This is a genomic window from Lysobacter sp. Root667, from assembly GCF_001427715.1.
GTDB lineage: Bacteria > Pseudomonadota > Gammaproteobacteria > Xanthomonadales > Xanthomonadaceae > Lysobacter.
The window spans coordinates 118427-136486 of sequence record NZ_LMHF01000010.1 but is presented as its reverse complement, the minus strand read 5'-3'; the positions used below and the strand labels follow the sequence as shown (position 1 = coordinate 136486).

Sequence of the window (18060 nt, the reverse complement as noted above, 5' to 3'; positions counted from 1 at the left end):
GGCCTTTCTTTTGGGTGCGGGCCGATGCGCGTCGGCGGACTCGCGCCGGTTCGCCCGATTTGCGGATGCGCTGCAACAGCGGACAATGGCCGCCGGATTCAGCAACGGAGGCGGGATGCGTTCCAGCCGGCGGTACTCCCAGACGATCGTGCTGGCCCTGTCGTGGCTGCTGCTCAGCGGTTGCGCGGTGGTCTCGGTCAAGCAGCACGCCGTCGGCGACGCCGCGATCGCGCGCCGCTCCGACGTCCTCAGCAGCGGCAAACTCAGCGCCGACGCCGCCACCACGCTGGCCGCGGCCGGCCTGGAACAGGGCGCCTGCACGCGCGAGCCCGATCCCTGCGTCGCCCAGATGCGCGGCGCCGCGCCGGTCGAGGCCTGGCTGGCCGCATCGGCGGAACTGCAGCTGGCGCGCCTGCAATCGGACAAGGAGGCGCAGCCCGTCGGATCGCCGCTGCGCACGCGCCTGGCGACCGAGGCCGCCAGGCTGTCCTATGCCTACCTGTTCCTGACCCCGCGCACGCCCGAGCAGCGCGTGTTCGAATCGCGCCAGCAGCGCGTGCTGGCGATCTACAACCGCGCGGTCGAGCTGCTGTCCCAGGCCACGTTCGAAAGTAGCCGCGCCCAGGGCGGCGTCGGCAGTTCACCGGTGCGGGTCGGCGAGTTCCAGACCACGGTCGCGCTGCACGGTTTCGAGGCCAGCCTGCTCGGCCAGCAGCCCGACGAACTGCTGGCTTCCGACACGCTGGGCTTCGACAACCTGCGCGCGGTGTATCGGCGCGATGGCTTCGGCACCAGCCTGGTCGCGGTGTTCCCGCGTGCGCAGCGCGATCCCGAGCGGGCCCAGGTCGCCTACCGCGACACCCGCTACCTGCCGGTGACGGTGACGGCGCGCTTCCCCGGCGACGATCTGGACGCGGTGCTGACCAGCCGCGAACTGCGACTGGACGCCTACAACCCGTATCGGATCGACAGCGAAACCATCGCCGGCCGCACCGTGCCGCTGGCGGCGAATTTCTCCGCCGCCTACGGCGTGTGGCTGGCGCGTTCGGAGCTGGCCAAGCTGAGCCTGGAAAGCCTGCTCAGGCCACGCCAGAGCACCTCGTTCCGGCCGCGCGTCTACCTCAACCAGCCTTACGATCCCGACAAGCGCGTGATCATCCTGGTCCACGGCCTGGCGAGCAGTCCGGAAGCCTGGGTCAACCTGGCCAACGAACTGCTCGGCGACGACGAACTGCGCGACCACTACCAGGTCTGGCAGGTGTTCTATCCGACCAACCTGGGGTTGCTCGCGAGCCGGCAATCGATCGATGCGGCGCTGCAGTCCACCTTCCGCCACTACGATCCGGAAGGCGACGACGCCGCCAGCCGCGACGCCGTATTGGTCGGACACAGCATGGGCGGGGTGATCGCGCGCCTGCTGGTCAGCGACAGCGGCGAACGCGTGCTCGACGCCACGCTGGAGTCGTTCTCGCCCGAGCAGGTCGCGCGCTTGCGCCAGGAGCCGCTGGTGCGCGGCCTGACCGTGTTCGCGCCGATGCCGCAGGTCGGACGCGTGGTGTTCATGGCCTCGCCGCACCGCGGCGCCGGTGTCGCCGACGGCTGGGCCCTGCGCGTGGTGCGCAAGCTGATCGGTTTGCCGTTCGAGGTGCTGCGCGAAACCGCCGAACTCGCGCGCCGCGCCGATGTCGACGAGCAGGCCTTGCAGAAGGTCGGCTTTCGCAAGGGGCGCCCGCCGACCGGTCCCGACGATCTGAGTCCGGCGTCCTGGTTCATGCACGTGACCCAGGGACTGACCATGGAGCCGGGCCTGCCCTTCCACACCATCGTCGGACGCAAGGACCCGAGCGTGCCGCTGGCGCAGTCCAGCGACGGCTACGTGCCGTATGCGAGCGCGCACCTGGACGGCGCGGTCTCGGAGGTGGCGATCGCCTCCGGCCACAGCGTGCAGGAGACGCCGCAGGCGATCATCGAGCTGCGCCGGATCCTGCGCGAGGACGAGCGCGCGCAAGCCTTAGCCGCCCGTAGGATGYGGTGAGCCGAAGGCGAACCGCATYGTCGCCRTGCATCGAGCCCGCGCGCCGGTGCGGTTACCACCGCACCCTACGGCCTGCGCTTCAACACCAAGCGCCCGTAGCTCGTAGGATGTGGTGAGCCGAAGGCGAACCGCATYGTCGCCRTGCATCGAGATCCAACGCCGGTGCGGCTACCACCGCACCCTACGACGTCTGGCCTCAATGATGCCGGCTGCTGTCGATCCCGCCGCCCTTGCCGTCGGGCACCAGCACGCGCACGTTCTGCATCATGCCCTGGTCCTCGTGTTCGAGGATGTGGCAGTGCAGGACGTATTCGCCGATGTAGCGCTGGTAGCGGGTGCGCACGAACACGCGGTAGCCCTTCTTCACGAACAAGGTGTCTTTCCACACGCCCTTGGTGTCGGCGTACTGCGGATCGTTCTTCTCGCCGCTGACGCTGACGTCCTTGCCTTGCGGGTCGAGGATGCGCGAGACCTGGAACGGATTGACGTGGATGTGGAAGGGGTGGCCGCCGCGGGCCGAGGTCAGCTCCCATTCCTCGATGTCGCCCAGCACCAGATCGCGCGGTTGGCTGGGGTCGTAGGGGTGGCCGTCGACCTTGTAGACGTTCGGGATCTGGTCGGTGTCGATGTCGAACTCCAGCGTCTGCTTGCCGGTGAGTTCGCCGTCGGCGATGTCCGGATGCGGCACGAACGCGTCCAGGCGCAGGCCGTCGCGCAGTGCGGCGACGATGCCGGCGCGCTGGTCGGCCGGCATCTGGGTTTCGGCGGCCGCGATCAGGCGATCGGTGACGTAGGGCTGCAGCTGCGCGATCGGCGCGCCGCTGCCCGCGGCCACGGTGGCCACGCCCAGCAGCTGCCGATCCTCGGCGGCATTGGTGATGCTGGCGCTGGCCGGCGCGGCGGCGTCGATCACGCAGTACTGGCCGGCCTTGGGGAAGACCACGAGCGCGTCGCTGCGATAGCCCGGCTGCAGCACGTTCTCGGCCTTCGCGATCGCGCGCGCGTGGCTCAGGCCGTCGGCGGCCACTTCGAACTGCGTCACCACCGGGCCGGTACAGTTGCGCGCCACCCAGTTGTCGAGCGCGGCGCCGGACAGGCCTTCCATGCTGGCGTGGTTGGGGCGCAGCTCCCGCAGCTGCAGGTTGATGGTGTCGCGCACGCCCGCGTGCAGCAGGCGCCAGCGTTCGATGCGGCCGGCGACCAGGCCGGTGAAGGTCGGCAGCACGTCGCCGTTGATGCTGGTGTGGCGGCCGGACTGGACCCAGGTGTCGATCGTGGCGCCGGGCTCGAAGCCGAACTGGTCGTAGCCCTCGATCTCGCCCAGATCGCCCTCGTCGCAAACCCAGGCCACGGTCTGGCCGGCGTCGTTCTTGCGCACCTTGATCTTGCCGGTGGCCTTGTCGCGGCAGGCGTAGGCGACCTGCTGGAACAACAGCAGGCGCTCGGGCAGGGCAGTGCCGTCGGGATCGCGCAGCAGGGTGTCCAGGTCGCCGGTGCGCCCGGCCGCCGGCAGGCGGTTGCCGCGCACCAGCAAGGCGCCGGCCATGCCGCTGGACACCTGCAGCGCGGTCGAGCCGTGCAGGTGCGGGTGATACCAGTAGGTGCCGGCGGGATGATCGGCCGGCAGGTTGTATTCGTACTCGAAGGTCACGCCCGGGCGCAGGGTCAGCAGCACGTTGTCGCTGTTGCCGGTGGGGCTGACCCACAGCCCGTGCGAATGCAGGTTGGTGGAGTTGAAGCAGTGCGGCACGTTGATGTTCTTGGGCTTGCAGTCGGGCTGCTCGGGCAGGTCGTTGTCCAGCCGGATGCGCACGGTCTCGCCGGGCGAGGTCACGATGGTCGGGGCCACGAACGGCACGTCCGGGTCGGTGCCCGGGCTGTGGTACGAGCGCAGGTTGACCTCGTCGTAGCGCTGGCTCTCCGGGTTCCAGATCTTCGAGCGGGTGTAGGCGATGCGCAGGTCGAGCCGGGCCTCGTGGGTGTCCAGCGGCCGCGCGCCCTGCGCCGTCAGGCTCAGCAGCGGCTTGCCGGCGTCGGCCGAACGCAGCATGCGCGCCTGCACCGGCTGGTCGAGGTCGCGCGGCTCGGCGTCCTGCGCCATCAGCGGTGATGCGAGCAGACAGAGCAAGGGGAGGATGGCGGCGGCGAGCGTGCCTGTCGGGAGCGTGCCTGTCGAGAGCGGGCGCGGCGCCGGCGCGCGATGAGAACCCGGAGTCGTGTCCAGGGAGGTGCGTTCCATGCTTATTGCTCCTGATGGCGGAGTGGGTATGCCATCCGAGCATATAGCCGGCTGTGAACGCGCGCACCGGCGGTCTTGGCGGCGCGTTCGCGTGCGCAGGCGTGCTGCATCGCCGCAATCGGCGTCGCCGCGCGCAGGCGGAGTCGCCTGTTCGCCGCGTACTCACGCGCAGGCGCGTCGCGCGCGCGCGACGCGGCGTAGGCATGAAAGCGACGGGACGCGCACGCGCGCGTCCCGTGCCGCGCCGACCGCCGATGCAAGGGCACCGACGGACGGTCGCTGCCGTCTTACATCGACTGCGCCTGGCGCTGCTCCTTGAGCGGTGCCGGTTGGGCCGGGGTCTGGCCCTGGTTGAGCGCGTCGATCTGGCGGAAGGATTCTTCCGTCGGCGGCGCCTTGTCGGTCGGCACGCCGACACGAACGTGGGCCGGATCGGCGAGCCCGCCCTGGACCAGGAACGCGGTCTTGCCGACTTCCTTGGTTACCGGATCGACGCTGAGCGCGACGTGGTCGGGGCTGGTGATGCCGTTGCGCTTGCCTTCCAGGGTCATACCGGCGGCGATGCGGTCGAGGTCGCCCTCGGACATGCTGCGGCCGTGGCGCGCGAACTCGCCCTCGACCTTGTCGCGGATGCCCGAGAACAGCTTGTGGTCGGCATGCTCGCTGCTGCGCGGGTCGACGCGGATATGCGTGTGGTCGTCCTGCAGCAGCGCTTCCAGCGGCGAATTGATCGGCACCGCCCGGTGGGTGGTCTTGGTGTGATCGAAGTTGCCGGGTTTGGGCGTGCTGGTGCTGATGTCGACGTAGGGCTGACGACCGGCCGAGTTGGCGCCCAGGTCGATGCCGTTCTGCTCCATCAGGCTTTCGTTGAGCTTGAGCTGGGTCATGTTCAGATGCACCGCCGGCTTGCTGCCGTCGGCGGTCTTGCCGTGGGCGTGCTCGAGCTGGCTGATGTAGCTGACGTAGCTGGCGCCGTAGTAGTTGGCGTAGTCGGAGTTGCCGTTATGGCCCAGGCGCGCCTGCGAACCGGGCATGTCGAAGTAGTACTTGCCCATCGCCTTGATGTTGTCGGCGCTCTGGGCCATCGACAGGTCGGCGCCGACGGTCAGGTCGGGCTTCATCGCGTAGGTGAAGTTGGGCGCGGTGCCGCTGCGGTTGATGAAATCGCCGGCGCGGCCGGGCGATTTGAGGTAGACGTCTTCGAGCGTGGCGGTGGGCTTGGTCTGGCGCACGTTGCCGACCAGCGCGTTCCAGCCGGCGATGTGGGCCTTGGCCTCGTCGTCGCGGTTGGTCTGGATCATCTTGCCGACGATCGTGGTGTAGTCGTGCACCGCCGCCGGGCTCTTGGCCATCGCGGTGGCGTCGGTGGCGAAGGTCGCCAGGGCGGTGGCGCGATCGCCGCGGAAGTAGCCGTGCTGCACTTCGTGGCCGAGCACGAAGGTCATGTTGCCGGCGTCGTAGCTGCCGCCCGGCGCCTTCTCCAGGCCCTTGATCGGCAGCAGCATGGTCTGGTCGCCGCTGCGGTAGGCGCCGCCGGCGTGCGGGTCGGTCAGTGCGCCGAAGGCCTTCAGGTGGCCCTTGCTGACGACGTCGTTGAGCTGCGCGAGCAGGGCCGGCGAGCCGTTGATTGTGGCGGTGAGGTTGGTGACGGCATCGGCGCTGACGCCGGACTGCTTGCCGAAATCGTCGATGAGTTTCTGTAGATCTGCACTGATGGGCATGACGGGATCCTTCCCTTACTCGACCGTGATCATCTTCACGCAGTGGTGGGTGGCCTTCTCGGGCGTCGCGTCGGACTCGCCCTCGATGTAGACCTGCAGCGACAGCGACGGACGCTGGAAGCGCCAGTGGTCGACCCGGCCGTGTTCGCCGTAGCTCACGCTGTCCTGGAAACCCATGCCCTTGAGCGCTTCGGCGTACTGCTTGAAGTCGACGCCGCAGATCGCGCTCATCGGCGCGTTGCCGTCGCCGGTGCGCGAGAAGTCGAAGATCAGCTTGTTCTTGTCTTCGCCGGCCGGCTTGGTCACGTACAGGTTGTACGACCAGTCGGGGGTGAGTTGGGCGCCGGTGCCGAACGAATCGGCGCGGCCGGCCGCGCGCTGGATGGCCAGGCCGGTCTGCTGTTCGACGTATTCGGGGGTGAGCTGATCGCTGGACTTGAGTCCCTCGATCAGTTTCAGCACGCGCCGGCTGACGTCGTCGCCGGTGAGCTGGGGTTGGGCGGTGGTGCTCATGGGTTCCTCCTTGAGGTTGGTCTTGTCTGTCGGCTCGCCCTGCGACACATGCGCGCAGGCGGCCAGGGCGAGGCTGCCCAAAGGCAGCGCACACCAGGTGCGTAGGGAAGCGAAGGGGGATGTGCTGCGGGGCGGCGGCATGGCGTCTGCTTCCTCCTTGGACGCTAGGACTTCCCAGTTATAGAACATGCGTAGAACCCTAACAACGACAAAACCATGTCGGCCAGGACAGCGCAAAGCGTCGCTGGCCTGAACCCGATCCGGCCTGCGTTGCCCGTGCAGAACCCGCCCAGGAAGCGCGTATGGTCCGCACTCCCCTGTATTCCCTGCTGCGCCGCGCGGCCCGGATCGCGCGCGCGTCCCTGCATACGCCGCAGCCGGTGGACGAACTGCACGAGTTCGCCCGGCAACGCCGCACCGACCTGCGCCGCCGGCGCCTGTTGCAGGGCGCCGGCGCCGGCCTGGTGCTGGCCGGCTGCGCGCAGGCGCCGCCGCGCGCGCTGACCGCGCCGGGCGAGGAAGTGGTGGTGGTCGGCGCCGGCATCGCCGGACTCACCGCGGCCTGGCGACTGCGCCAGGCCGGCGTACGGGTGCGCGTGTTCGAGGCCCAGGGCCGGGTCGGCGGGCGCATGCACAGCCTGCGCGATCACTTCCCGGACGGGCAGGTCGTCGAACTCGGCGGCGAACTGATCGACAGCAACCACGTCCGTATCCGCGCCCTGGCCGGCGAGCTCGGCCTGACTCTGGACGATCTGCTCGACGGCGATAGCGGCGCCGACCGCTGGTACTTCGACGGCCGCAGCATCGGCGAACGCGAACTGGTCGAAGCCTTCGCGCCGGTCGCGGCCCTGATCGAACGCGACATGGCCCGGCTCGGCGACGGCGACATCACCTATCGCGACGCCCAGGGCGCGCAGGCGCTCGACCGCCAGTCGATCGCGCAATGGCTGGACGCCAACCAGGTCGGCGGCTGGCTGCGCAAGCTGATCGACGTCGCCTATACCACCGAGATGGGCCTGGCGATCGAAGCGCAATCGGCGTTGAACCTGCTGACCTTCATCGGCACCGGCGACGACGCCTTCGCGGTGTTCGGCGAAAGCGACGAGCGCTACCACGTGCGCGGCGGCAACGACCTGATCGTGCGCGGCTTGGGCGCCAGGCTCGAGGACGCGGTCGAGACCGGGCAGGTGCTGGAATCGGTGCGCGCCGAAGCCGGCGGCTACGCGCTGTTCTTCCGCAGCGGCGCGGGTTCGCGCCAGGTATTCGCCAAACAGGTGGTGCTGGCCTTGCCGTTCACCCTGCTGCGCCAGGTCGCGATCCGGGTCGAACTGCCGCCGGTCAAGCGCCGCGCGATCGACACCCTGGCCTACGGCAGCAACGCCAAGCTGATGATCGGCTACGACCGCCGGGTCTGGCGCGAGCACGGCGCCAACGGCGCCTCGATGAGCGACCTGGCCTACCAGACCAGTTGGGAGACCTCGCGCAAGCAGGCCGGCGACGGCGGTGTGCTGACCAATTTCACCGGAGGCCGGCACGGCATCGACCTGAGCCAAGGCACAGCGCGCGAACAGGCCGACGCCGCCACCGCGGCGCTGGATCGCGTGTTCCCCGGGCTGATCCAGGCCCGCGCCGGCGCGCGCGAGGTGCGTTTCCACTGGCCCAGCCATCCCTGGACCCTGGGCAGCTACGCCTGCCTGCGCCCCGGCGATTGGACCGGTTTGCGCGGGGCGATGGGCGAGTCGGTCGGCGGCCTGCATTTCGCCGGCGAGCATTGCGCGCTCGATACTCAGGGCTTCATGGAGGGCGGCTGCGAGTCCGGCGAAACCGCGGCGCGCGCGGTCCTGGCGCAGTTGCGCCTGAGCCGGTTCCGGCGCGGGCTGGCCCCTATTCAGGTAACTGCCTGAATCTTTGGGCTTTTTGAACTGACGGGTATTGTTTTGCAGTGCAGCGTGCAAAGGGGATAACGTTTCCTTCACGATCCCCCCGCATCCCGACGTGGGGGAGGGAGCAGGCCCGCAACCGGTTCGACCGGAGCGGGCTTTTTTATTGCCCGCAGTTTTTACTGCCGCGCCCTCGCCGCCGCGCCTTTACTACCCACACCTCCTGACCCCTCCACGCCGCCGCGCCCGCGGCAAGAATCGCGCAGCAGCCGCACGACGTGCGGTGGCCGTTTTCGGCCGCGAATCCGTGTCTTGAGACCCTGTCCGCATAGGCCTACGCTGCGTCCGCGCCGGGGGGATGACTGTGACGTAAGTCGCTCTTATCCAGGAGAAGGCTTATGAAATCTTCGACATCGACATCGACATCGTGCGCGGTAGCGCTGGCGGCGGGCAATGCGCATGCGGCGACGTACGTCGTACAGGCGAAGGCACTGAACTTCAGCGCCGCGCTCGCCAACAAGATCACCGCCGCCGGCGATCGAGTACGGGCGCGATATCGGCGGATCGGCGCGGCGATCGCGGCGCCGATCATCGGCGCCGCCGGCGGCGAACTGCAGGTCTCGCGGGTGGAGGATGCGCTCAGGCACGGCGCGGCCGACCTGGGCTCGCCCGGCATCGATGAGTTCTTCGGCAAGGGGCGCGTGAACGCCGACGATTCGCTGCGTTGAGCAGCCACCGCGCAGGGGCGCCGCGACCGAGGTGACCGGGCGCGGCGATGCGGACGCCCGTCGCGCCGAGCGCGGCGGGCGTTCGCTGTTTCGCGCTGCCGAGTGCGGCGGCGGCCATGCCATCATCGCCGCATGTCCGTATCCGTTCCGCCGCAATCCGGCCCGGCCCAACCTGGTTCCACGCAACCGACTCCGGCCCCACCGAGCCCCGCTCAACCCGGCCCGAGCCAATCCGACGTGGCCGATCGCGCGCTCGCGCGCCTGCGCGCCTCCGCGACCGAAGCCGCCGCCGCGCTGTCCGAGCCGGCGCTGGCGCAGCGCGTGGCCCGGGTCGCCGCGATCAGCGATTTCGCCATCGACACCCTGGCCCGGCAACCCGCGCTGCTGCTGGCGCTGGCCGCCGACGACGGCGCCGAGCCCTGGCCGGTGCCCGAACTCCTGCCCGAACAGCGCGCCGACTGGGGCAGCCTGCTGCGTCGTTACCGCGCCGCCGGTTCCACCCGGCTGATCTGGCGCGACGCGCTCGGCCTGGACGACGTCGACGCGACCCTGGTCGGCAGCACGCAACTGGCCGAGATCTGCCTGCAGCGCGCACTCGCCGCGCTCGAAGCCGAGTTCGCGCAGCGCTACGGCGTGATCCGCGACCGCGACGGCGCGCCGCAGCGGCTGGTGGTGTTCGGCCTGGGCAAACTCGGCGGCAGCGAACTCAACTTCAGTTCCGACGTCGACCTGGTGTACGCCTACGAGCACGACGGCAGCACCGAGCACGACGGCCGCGATCCGGCGCGCGCGCTGGACGCCGAGAACTACTTCGCCAAGCTCGGCCAGCAACTGGCGCGGCTGCTCGACGAAGTCACCGCCGAAGGCTTCTGCCACCGCGTCGATCTGCGACTGCGGCCCTACGGCAACGCCGGCCGCCTGGCCTGGTCGTTCGCGGCGATGGAGCAGTACTTCCAGCGCGAGGGCCGCGACTGGGAGCGCTACGCCTGGCAGAAAGCGCGCCCGGTCGCCGGCGACCTCGAGGCCGGCGAACGCCTGCTGGAAGCATTGCGACCGTTCGTGTACCGGCGCTACCTCGACTTCGGAGCGCTCGACGGTCTGCGCAGCATGAAGGCCGCGATCAGCGCGGAAGTCGCGCGCAAGGAACTGGCCGACGACATCAAGCGCGGCCCAGGCGGGATTCGCGAGATCGAATTCCTGGTCCAGGCCCTGCAGCTGATCCGCGGCGGCCGCGAAGCCGAACTGCGCGGCCGCCGCCTGCTGCCGGCGCTGCACGAACTGGTCGCGCAACGCCAGATCGGCGAAGCCGCCGGCGCCGCGCTGGCCGACGACTACCGTTTCCTGCGCCGGCTGGAAAACCGCCTGCAGATGCTGCGCGACGCCCAGACCCACGCCCTTCCGGACGCCGAAGCCGATCGCGTGCGCATCGCCGAAGGCCTGGGCTACGCCGACTGGGACGCTTTGCGCGTTGCGTTGGACGTGCGTCGCGCGCGCGTGACCGCCGAGTTCGACGCCCTGCTCGCGCCGCGTCGGCGCGTGGTCGCGCCCAACGCCCTGACCGCGTACTGGCGCGCGCTGCCCGAGGCCGGCGAGGCCGCGGTGCTGGCCGACGCCGGTTTCGACGATGCCGCCGCGGCCGACGCCATGCTGCGCGACTTCGCCCGCAGCCCCGGCGTGCGCGGCCTGTCCGACGGCGCGCGTACCCGCCTGGACCGGGTTCTGCCGGCGTTGCTGCAAGGCGCGGCGCTGTCCTCGCAGCCGATGCTGGCGCTCAAGCGCCTGCTCGCGCTGCTGCACAACGTCCTGCGCCGCAGCGCCTACCTGGCCCTGCTCGACGAACAACCGGCCGCGCTCGCGCGCCTGCTCGAAGCGGTCACGCGCAGCGCCCTGCTGGCCGAACGCCTGGCCGCGCACCCGCTGCTGCTGGACGAACTGCTGGACGCGCGCGTCGTCGGTCCGCTGCCGGGCCGCGCCGAACTGCTCGCCGCCTGCGCCGAGGTCGACGAGGGCGACGAGGGCGACGATACCGAAGCCACCCTGCAGGCCTTGAACGAAGTGCGCCAGGCCCTGAGTTTCCGCATCGCCCTGGCGCTGCGCGACGGCCGCCAGTCGGCCGAGGAAAGCGCGCGCCAGCTGGCCTGGCTCGCGGACGGCGTGGTGTTGCGCGTGCTCGCCCTGGCCGAGCGCGAAGTCGCCGCCGCGCATGGACAGGTGCCGGGCTCGCGTTTCGTCGTGCTCGGCTACGGCAGCCTGGGCGGCGAAGAGTTGGGCTTCGGTTCCGACCTCGACCTGGTGTTCCTGTACGACGCACCGCGCGCGGACGCCGCGGGCGGCGCGCTGGAGGGCGTGCATTCCGACGGCGCGCGTCCGCTGGAAGCCGCGCGCTGGTTCGCGCGCCTGGCGCAGAAGGTGGTCGCGCTGCTGGGCGCGGTGACCGCGGGCGGGCGCTTGTTCGACGTCGACGTGCGCCTGCGCCCGGACGGCGCCAAGGGTCTGCTGGTGTCGTCGCTGACCAGCTTCGCCGACTACCAGCGCGAGCGCGCCTGGACCTGGGAACATCAAGCCCTGGTGCGCGCCCGCGGCGTCGCCGGCGATACCGGCTTGCGCGAGGACTTCGAGCGCGTGCGCGCGCAGACCCTGGCGCGCGCGCGCGACCCGGCCAAGGTGCGCGAGGACGTGAGGGCGATGCGTCTGCGCATGCGCGCCGAACTCGACCGCAGCGATGCGGCGGCGTTCGACCTGAAGCAGGGCGAGGGCGGCCTGGTCGATCTGGAATTCCTGCTGCAGGCGCTGGTGCTGCGCGAGGCGTCGGCGCATGCGGAATTGTTGCTGCCGAGGGATACCCCGGGATTGATCGGGGTGGCGCGCTCGGTCGGGGTATTGGACGAGGCTGTCGCGGTTTCCTTGCAGTCGGCGCATGCGGTGTTGCTTGCGCGCGGCCTGGACTGCACTTTGGACCGGCGTGCGCGGCGGGTTGCGCCCGACGATGCGGTCGAGGCGGCGCGGGCGTCGATTCGCGCTGCGGCGAAGGCGCAGGGCTTGTCGTTCGACTGACCCTGTCGCGGCTCCGCTCCCGCTTCGGGGTAGGAGCGGCGTAAGCCGCGACCGCGAACTTCGGCTACCGCGCTGGCTTCGATGCGGATCGGCTTCGCTTTCCGCTTTCTGCTTTCTGCTTTCTGTGGGAGCGGCGTAAGCCGCGATCGCGAATTCCAGCTACTTCGTTGGCTTCGTTCTGAAGCAACAGCTTCCGCCCGCTACCCATACGGGCCACTTTCTCTTGCCACCCGCCTTGGGGTAGGAGCGGCGTGAGCCGCGACCGCAACCTCCGGCTGCTGCGTGAGCTTCGATGCGGACCGGCTTCGCTTTCTGCTTTCTGTGGGAGCGGCGTAAGCCGCGATCGCGAATCCCAGTTACTTCGTTGGTTTCGTTCTTAAGCAACAGCTTTTGCCGCTGCGCATGCGTGTCACTTTCTCTTGCCACCCGCCTTGGGGTAGGAGCGGCGTGAGCCGCGACCACGACCTCCGGCTGCTGCGTGAGCTTCGATGCGGATCGGCTTCGCTTTCTGCCTTCTGTGGGAGCGGCGTAAGCCGCGATCGCGAACTCCGAGGTTCGACGAAGGTTTCGATTCTCAAGTCAACGGCTTCTGCCCGCTGCGCGTGCGGGTCACTTTCTCTTGCTAGCCCAAGAGAAAGTAACCAAAGAGAAGGGCTTGCCTAGACAACCCTCCCGTGCGGGTTCGGTGCTGGCGCGGTGATTTCGGCGCGCGTCCTGCGCGCCGCCCTTCGGGTCTGAGTGGGATTAGGCGAGTGCGGCTCAATGGATTCCAATGCCGCGGCAACGGCAACGGCAACGGCAACGGCAACGGCAACGGCAACGGCAACGGCAACGGCAGTGGTAACCGCAACTGTGGAACGCTAATTGCAATTGCAACGGGCAAGTTCGCCTCGGACGTTCGAACGAAGGCCGGAGCTGCGTAGGATGCGGTGAGCCAAAGGCGAACCGCATCGCCGCGTGGTTTCGTTCGCTACGCGCGAGCCGCAGACGTCGCAGCCACCATCGGCTGCTTAAACCCTCAATCCCAACCGCCGCCGCACCTCGTCCGCCACCCGCGCCGTTTCCCGCAGCGGCGTGACCGCATACCCCGCGGGCGCATCCGCATCGATGAACCGCCGCACCCGACCGCTGTCGATCAGGCGATCGACGAATCGCCGTGGCCGTCCGCCCAAGGCTTCGACCCCGGCGACGTACACCGGCACCGTCGTCGCCGCCGCTTCCGACAACAGGTTGACCGAGTCGGCCGTGCAGACCACGCGGTCGGCCCAGCCGAGCAGGCCGGCGTAGGGATTGGCGCCATCCTCGGGGCCGGCCCAGACCACTCCGGGCACGCGTGCGAAGTGGCCGCGCAGGCGTTCTCGCACCGGCGCCGGCGTGCGGCGCGAGGCGGTAGCGAGAATGCTGCCGCCTTCGCGTTCGACCCATGCGGCGACCTGCGCGCTCAGCGCGTCGAACATCGCCGCGTCGAAGGCGGCGTGGGCGCTGGGGCCACCCAGCAATAGAGCGGTGTGCGGCGAGGGCAGGGCGCCGAACGCCGGGAAGGCGCTGCGTGCGGCGGCGAGCCAGAGGTCGTCGACCGGATTGAGGCTGCCGAGCAGGCTCAGGACGTTGTCGCCGACGAGACCGTCGTGCTCGGGCGCGATCACCAGGTTCCAATGCCGGCTGGGGATGCGCGGGTCGAGGATCTGCACCGCGCGCGCCCCGCGTGCACGCAGCATGCGGGTGGCGAGCGCGGCCTGGCGGCCGCAACCGATCGCCAGCGCGGGTGGCGAAGCCAGTGCCTGAGCGAAGGCCGGGCCGAAGGCGTGGGCAGCACCCGGTAGCCGGCGTGGCGCGGTCCAGGCCCAGGGAAGCTGCGGTTGCAGGGTGAATTCCCGTCCCGGCCGGCCCAGCGCGGCGGCCAGGGCCTGGGCCTGGCGGACATTGCCGGCATGTCCGTCGGTCAAGATCCAAGTTTCATCCATGGATATAACCGGGCTGGATGGCTTCGTTTGTTGCACGGGTGCTATCAATCCGTTCCGGCGATGGCGGCGTTGCTTAACCGCCTGGACTCTACACTTCCGCACCTGGCCGCGGCGCTCCTGCTCCGGCACCACCTGGAGACCCCAATGTCCTCGACCTTGTCCGATGCTGCCCTGGACCAGCTGTTCCGCACCGCGCGCACCCATAACGAACTCGGCGGCGAAGTCAGCGACGACACCCTGCGCGCGCTCTACGACCTGATGAAGTGGGCGCCCACCAGCGCCAACATGTCGCCGGGCCGCTACGTGTTCGTGAAGTCCCAGGAGGCCAAGGAGAAGCTGCGCCCGGCGCTGTCGGAGGGCAACCTGGAGAAGACCATGAAGGCTCCGGTGACGGTGATCGTGGCCCACGACGAGGACTTCCACGAGAAGCTGCCTTATCTGTTCCCGCACACCGACGCCAAGGCCTGGTTCGACGGCCCGCGCGAAGGCCGCAGCGCCGCCGCGTTCCGCAACGGCAGCCTGCAGGGCGCCTACGTGATCCTGGCCGCGCGCGCGCTGGGTCTGGACGCCGGCCCGATGTCGGGCTTCGACAACGCCAAGGTCGACGCGGCGTTCTTCGCCGGCACCCCGATCAAGTCCAACTTCCTGATCAACCTCGGCCACGGCGACGTGTCCAAGCTGTTCCCGCGCTCGCCACGCTTGTCCTTCGACGAAGTCGCGCAGATCCTGTGATCCACCGCAATACGCCCGCCACCCCATTCACGTATCCGGAGACAACCGCCATGAAGCGCACCCTGCTCGCCACCGTCCTCGCGTTCGCCTTCGCGGGCGCCGCCGCGGCCGCTCCGCTGACCTACAAGATCGACGCCAACCACACCGACGTCGTCGCCAGCTGGAGCCACTTCGGCTTCTCCAACCCGATCGCCCACTTCGGCCAGGTCGACGGCAGCATCACCTACGATCCGGCCAAGCCGTCGTCGTCGTCGGTCGAGGTCACCATTCCGCTGGCCGGCCTGAACTCGCACGTCGCCGCGTTCGACGAGCACCTGCGCAGCGAAGATTTCTTCGACGCCGCCAAGTACCCGACCATCACTTTCAAGAGCACCCAGGTCGAGGCCGCAGGCGACAAGAAGCTCAAGGTCAGCGGCGACCTGACCGTGCACGGCGTGACCAAGCCGGTGGTGCTGGACGTGACCATCAACAAGGTCGGCGAGCAGCCCTTGGCCAAGCGCGCCGCCGCCGGCTTCGACGCCAGCACCACGATCAAGCGCAGCGATTTCGGTATCGCCAAGTACGTGCCCAACGTCAGCGACGAGGTGACGATCCACATCACCACCGAAGCGATCGTGCCCAAGCCGGACGCCGCGAAGCAGTAATCGCATGATCGTCGAACGCCTTTCCGCCGACCGCGGCCGCGCTCCGAACGGTGGTGCTGAGGCCGGCTGGCTGGACAGTCGCCACACGTTTTCCTTCGGTGGTTACTACGACCCGGCCTGGATGGGCTTCGGCCCATTGCGGGTGATCAACGAGGACCGCGTCGCCGCCGGCGCGGGTTTCCCGCCGCACCGCCATGCCAACATGGAAATCCTGAGCTACGTGCTCAGCGGCGGTCTCGCCCATAAGGACAGCAGCGGCGGGGGCGGCACCATCCGCCCCGGCGAGCTGCAATGGATGAGCGCCGGCCACGGCGTCGAACACAGCGAGTACAACGCTTCCGACGCGCAGCCGGTGCACTTCCTGCAGATCTGGATCCAGCCCGATCGGCTCAACGCCAAGCCCGCTTACGCCCAGCGCGAAGCCGATGCCGGCGCGGCCGGCGGCGACGGCTGGACCTTGCTGGCTTCGCCCGACGGGGCGCAGGGCAGCATCGCGATCCGGCAACGGGCCTGGCTGCACGGCGCCCGTCCGGCTCGGGGCGAGACCCTGCAGCGTGAACTTGATCCGGCGCGGTTGTATTGGCTGCACGTGGCCGAGGGCGAGGTCGAGGCCAATGGCCGAAGGCTGCTGGCGGGCGATGCCTTGGGGTATCGCGAGGAAAGCGGTTCGTTGCGGATCGTCGGGCTCGGCGCCGAGCCGGCGAATCTGTTGTTTTTCGATCTGCCCGCGCAGTAGCGGCTGAGGGTTTGGGTTGAGATGGGAGCCGCGCGCTCGCTCCGGCCCTCACCCCAACCCCTCTCCCGCAAGCGGGAGAGGGGCTAMGTCACGCAGTGYTTTTGATGTTCCCTTCTCCCGCTTGCGGGAGAAGGGGCCCGAAGGGCGGATGAGGGCCCGGGWTGAGGTTGGAGCCGCGCGCTCGCGGCGGCCCTCACCCCAACCCCTCTCCCGCAAGCGGGAGAGGGGCTAMGCACGCAGTGYTTTTGATGTTCCCTTCTCCCGCTTGCGGGAGAAGGTGCCCGAAGGGCGGATGAGGGYCCGGGATGAGGTTGGAGCCGCGCGCTCGCGGCAGCCCTCACCCCAACCCCTCTCCCGCAAGCAGGAGAGGGGGCTAAAACCGCGGCCCCACGCGGCGCACCTGTTAAACTGCCGCCTCCGCGTCGCCACCCGTCGTCCGTCATGACCGCAGCCAACGCCCATCCCACCCAGGCCAACGCCGAGCAGCGTTACACCGTCACGCGTGCGGACCTGCCGCTGAGCTGCCCGCTGCCGTCGATGGCGCTGTGGAACTCGCATCCGCGCGTGTACCTGCCGATCGAGGCCGAACGCGAATGCCAGTGCCCGTACTGCGGCGCGCACTTCACCCTGGTCGACGACTGAGCCACCGCGGCGACGCCGCAGGTTCCGTGTGCGCCGGCTGACCGTAGTGCAGTTGCTGCCGGCCCTGGAGTCGGGCGGCGTCGAACGTTCCACCCTCGAGATCGCCGACGCGTTGGTGCGCGCCGGGCATCGTGCGATCGTGGTGTCCGCCGGCGGCCGACTGCTGCCGCGGCTGCTGGCCAGCGGCGCCGAGCACATCACGCTCGACATCGGCCGCAAGTCGCTGGCGAGCCTGCGCCACGCACGCACGCTGCGGCGCGTGTTCGCCGACACCGATGCCGATATCGTCCACGCCCGTTCGCGCCTGCCGGCCTGGCTCGCGCGCCTGGCCCTGCGCGGCATGCCCGCCGCGGAGCGGCCGCATTTCGTCACCACCGTGCACGGTCTCAACTCGCCCTCGCGCTACAGCGCGGTGATGGCCAGCGGCGAGCGCGTGATCTGCGTGTCCGACACCGTGCGCGACTACGTGCTGCGGCAGTATCCCGGCACCGACCCCGGCAAGCTGCGCACGATCCCGCGTGGCATCGACCCGGCCGCGTTCCCGCGCGCGCCGATGCCGGACCGCGACGCGCGCGCCTGGGCCGCGGCCGCGCATCCCGCGCTCGCCGGCGCGGGACCGTTGCTGCTGCTGCCCGGCCGCGGCACCCGGCTCAAGGGCCACGCCGATGCCCTGAACCTGCTGGCCGCGCTGCGCGGCGACGGCAGCGACGCGCGCCTGTGGCTGCCCGGCGCGCGCGAAGCCGGGCGCGAGGCCTACATCGCCGAACTCGAACGTGAGGCCGCGGCTTTGAACATCGCCGACGCGATCGCCTTCACCGCGCCCACCGACGCGATCGCGCGCGCCTACGCCGCCTCCGATCTGGTGTTGCAGCTGTCGCGCAAACCCGAAGCCTTTGGCCGCACCGTGGTCGAGGCCCTGTCGGTCGGCCGCGCGGTGCTCGGCTGGGCCCACGGCGGCGTCGGCGAATTGCTGGCGCGGCTGCAGCCGCGCGGTGCGGTCGCGCCCTTCGACGCCGACGCACTGCAGGCCGCGGCTCGCGAATTGCTAACGCATCCGCCGTCGGCAACGGATACGATGGAGTATTCCTTGCGTGCGATGCAGGAGGCCACGCTTGGCGTCTACGCCGAATTCCCCCGCCGACCGCGCTGACTCGCGTTGGGTCGATCCCAAC

At 69.7% G+C, this 18060-nt stretch carries 13 protein-coding genes; 9 read left to right on the top strand and 4 right to left on the bottom strand.

The annotated features are described in order from the left end of the window. Positions 1-115: 115 nt before the first annotated feature. Positions 116-2035 (top strand): alpha/beta hydrolase, encoded by a 1920-nt coding sequence (locus ASD78_RS08435; protein ID WP_162250150.1) that lies wholly within the window; start codon positions 116-118, stop codon positions 2033-2035. A 196-nt stretch (positions 2036-2231) separates the two neighbouring features. On the opposite strand, the gene ASD78_RS08430 is transcribed toward ASD78_RS08435, so the two are convergent. The 3 genes from ASD78_RS08430 to ASD78_RS08420 form a co-directional block, all read right to left on the bottom strand. Further along, on the bottom strand, positions 2232-4274 hold the full coding sequence (locus ASD78_RS08430; protein WP_082575504.1) for a multicopper oxidase family protein: 2043 nt from the start codon (positions 4272-4274) through the stop codon (positions 2232-2234). Positions 4275-4561: 287 nt separating this feature from the next. Next, positions 4562-5995: an XVIPCD domain-containing protein gene (locus tag ASD78_RS08425; protein ID WP_055904163.1), complete on the bottom strand. Its 1434-nt coding sequence runs from the start codon at positions 5993-5995 to the stop codon at positions 4562-4564. Positions 5996-6010: 15 nt separating this feature from the next. Further along, positions 6011-6508, bottom strand: a complete 498-nt coding sequence (locus tag ASD78_RS08420; protein WP_156087667.1) for a hypothetical protein — start codon at positions 6506-6508, stop codon at positions 6011-6013. 302 nt (positions 6509-6810) lie between these two features. Here ASD78_RS08420 and ASD78_RS08415 point away from each other — a divergent pair, with 302 nt between their 5' ends. The 3 genes from ASD78_RS08415 (at position 6811) to glnE (ending at position 12170) form a co-directional block, all read left to right on the top strand. Continuing rightward, positions 6811-8412, top strand: a complete 1602-nt coding sequence (locus ASD78_RS08415; protein ID WP_056100220.1) for an NAD(P)/FAD-dependent oxidoreductase — start codon at positions 6811-6813, stop codon at positions 8410-8412. Between the two features lie 374 nt (positions 8413-8786). Next, a complete protein-coding gene (locus tag ASD78_RS08410; protein WP_056100217.1) occupies positions 8787-9116 on the top strand; it encodes a hypothetical protein in 330 nt (109 codons plus the stop codon). 261 nt (positions 9117-9377) lie between these two features. Continuing rightward, the gene (gene glnE, locus ASD78_RS08405; protein WP_235566481.1) at positions 9378-12170 is read left to right on the top strand and encodes a bifunctional [glutamate--ammonia ligase]-adenylyl-L-tyrosine phosphorylase/[glutamate--ammonia-ligase] adenylyltransferase; all 2793 of its coding nucleotides are present in this window, start codon (positions 9378-9380) and stop codon (positions 12168-12170) included. 1010 nt (positions 12171-13180) lie between these two features. On the opposite strand, the gene ASD78_RS08400 is transcribed toward glnE, so the two are convergent. Further along, positions 13181-14134 (bottom strand): mitochondrial fission ELM1 family protein, encoded by a 954-nt coding sequence (locus ASD78_RS08400; RefSeq protein WP_056100211.1) that lies wholly within the window; start codon positions 14132-14134, stop codon positions 13181-13183. 144 nt (positions 14135-14278) lie between these two features. On the opposite strand from ASD78_RS08400, the gene ASD78_RS08395 reads away from it, so the two are divergent. The 5 genes from ASD78_RS08395 (at position 14279) to ASD78_RS08375 (ending at position 18038) form a co-directional block, all read left to right on the top strand. Then, positions 14279-14866: a malonic semialdehyde reductase gene (locus tag ASD78_RS08395; RefSeq protein WP_055904144.1), complete on the top strand. Its 588-nt coding sequence runs from the start codon at positions 14279-14281 to the stop codon at positions 14864-14866. A 50-nt stretch (positions 14867-14916) separates the two neighbouring features. Further along, complete coding sequence (locus tag ASD78_RS08390) at positions 14917-15510, top strand: YceI family protein (RefSeq protein WP_056100208.1); 594 nt, start codon at positions 14917-14919, stop codon at positions 15508-15510. A 4-nt stretch (positions 15511-15514) separates the two neighbouring features. Then, positions 15515-16246, top strand: a complete 732-nt coding sequence (locus ASD78_RS08385) for a pirin family protein (protein WP_056100205.1) — start codon at positions 15515-15517, stop codon at positions 16244-16246. 441 nt (positions 16247-16687) lie between these two features. Next, a complete protein-coding gene (locus tag ASD78_RS08380) occupies positions 16688-16888 on the top strand; it encodes a zinc-finger domain-containing protein (protein WP_031370314.1) in 201 nt (66 codons plus the stop codon). A 28-nt stretch (positions 16889-16916) separates the two neighbouring features. After that, positions 16917-18038, top strand: coding sequence for a glycosyltransferase (locus ASD78_RS08375; protein WP_056100199.1), 1122 nt, complete (start codon positions 16917-16919; stop codon positions 18036-18038). Positions 18039-18060: the final 22 nt, after the last annotated feature.

Coding starts and splice junctions, on each gene's coding strand:
- ASD78_RS08425 (WP_055904163.1), bottom strand. CDS start 5,995: ATGCCCATCAGTGCAGATCTACAGAAACTCATCGACGATTTCGGCAAG.
- ASD78_RS08430 (WP_082575504.1), bottom strand. CDS start 4,274: ATGGAACGCACCTCCCTGGACACGACTCCGGGTTCTCATCGCGCGCCG.
- ASD78_RS08380 (WP_031370314.1), top strand. CDS start 16,688: ATGACCGCAGCCAACGCCCATCCCACCCAGGCCAACGCCGAGCAGCGT.
- ASD78_RS08410 (WP_056100217.1), top strand. CDS start 8,787: ATGAAATCTTCGACATCGACATCGACATCGTGCGCGGTAGCGCTGGCG.
- ASD78_RS08420 (WP_156087667.1), bottom strand. CDS start 6,508: ATGAGCACCACCGCCCAACCCCAGCTCACCGGCGACGACGTCAGCCGG.
- ASD78_RS08390 (WP_056100208.1), top strand. CDS start 14,917: ATGAAGCGCACCCTGCTCGCCACCGTCCTCGCGTTCGCCTTCGCGGGC.
- ASD78_RS08415 (WP_056100220.1), top strand. CDS start 6,811: ATGGTCCGCACTCCCCTGTATTCCCTGCTGCGCCGCGCGGCCCGGATC.
- ASD78_RS08385 (WP_056100205.1), top strand. CDS start 15,515: ATGATCGTCGAACGCCTTTCCGCCGACCGCGGCCGCGCTCCGAACGGT.
- ASD78_RS08395 (WP_055904144.1), top strand. CDS start 14,279: ATGTCCTCGACCTTGTCCGATGCTGCCCTGGACCAGCTGTTCCGCACC.
- ASD78_RS08400 (WP_056100211.1), bottom strand. CDS start 14,134: ATGGATGAAACTTGGATCTTGACCGACGGACATGCCGGCAATGTCCGC.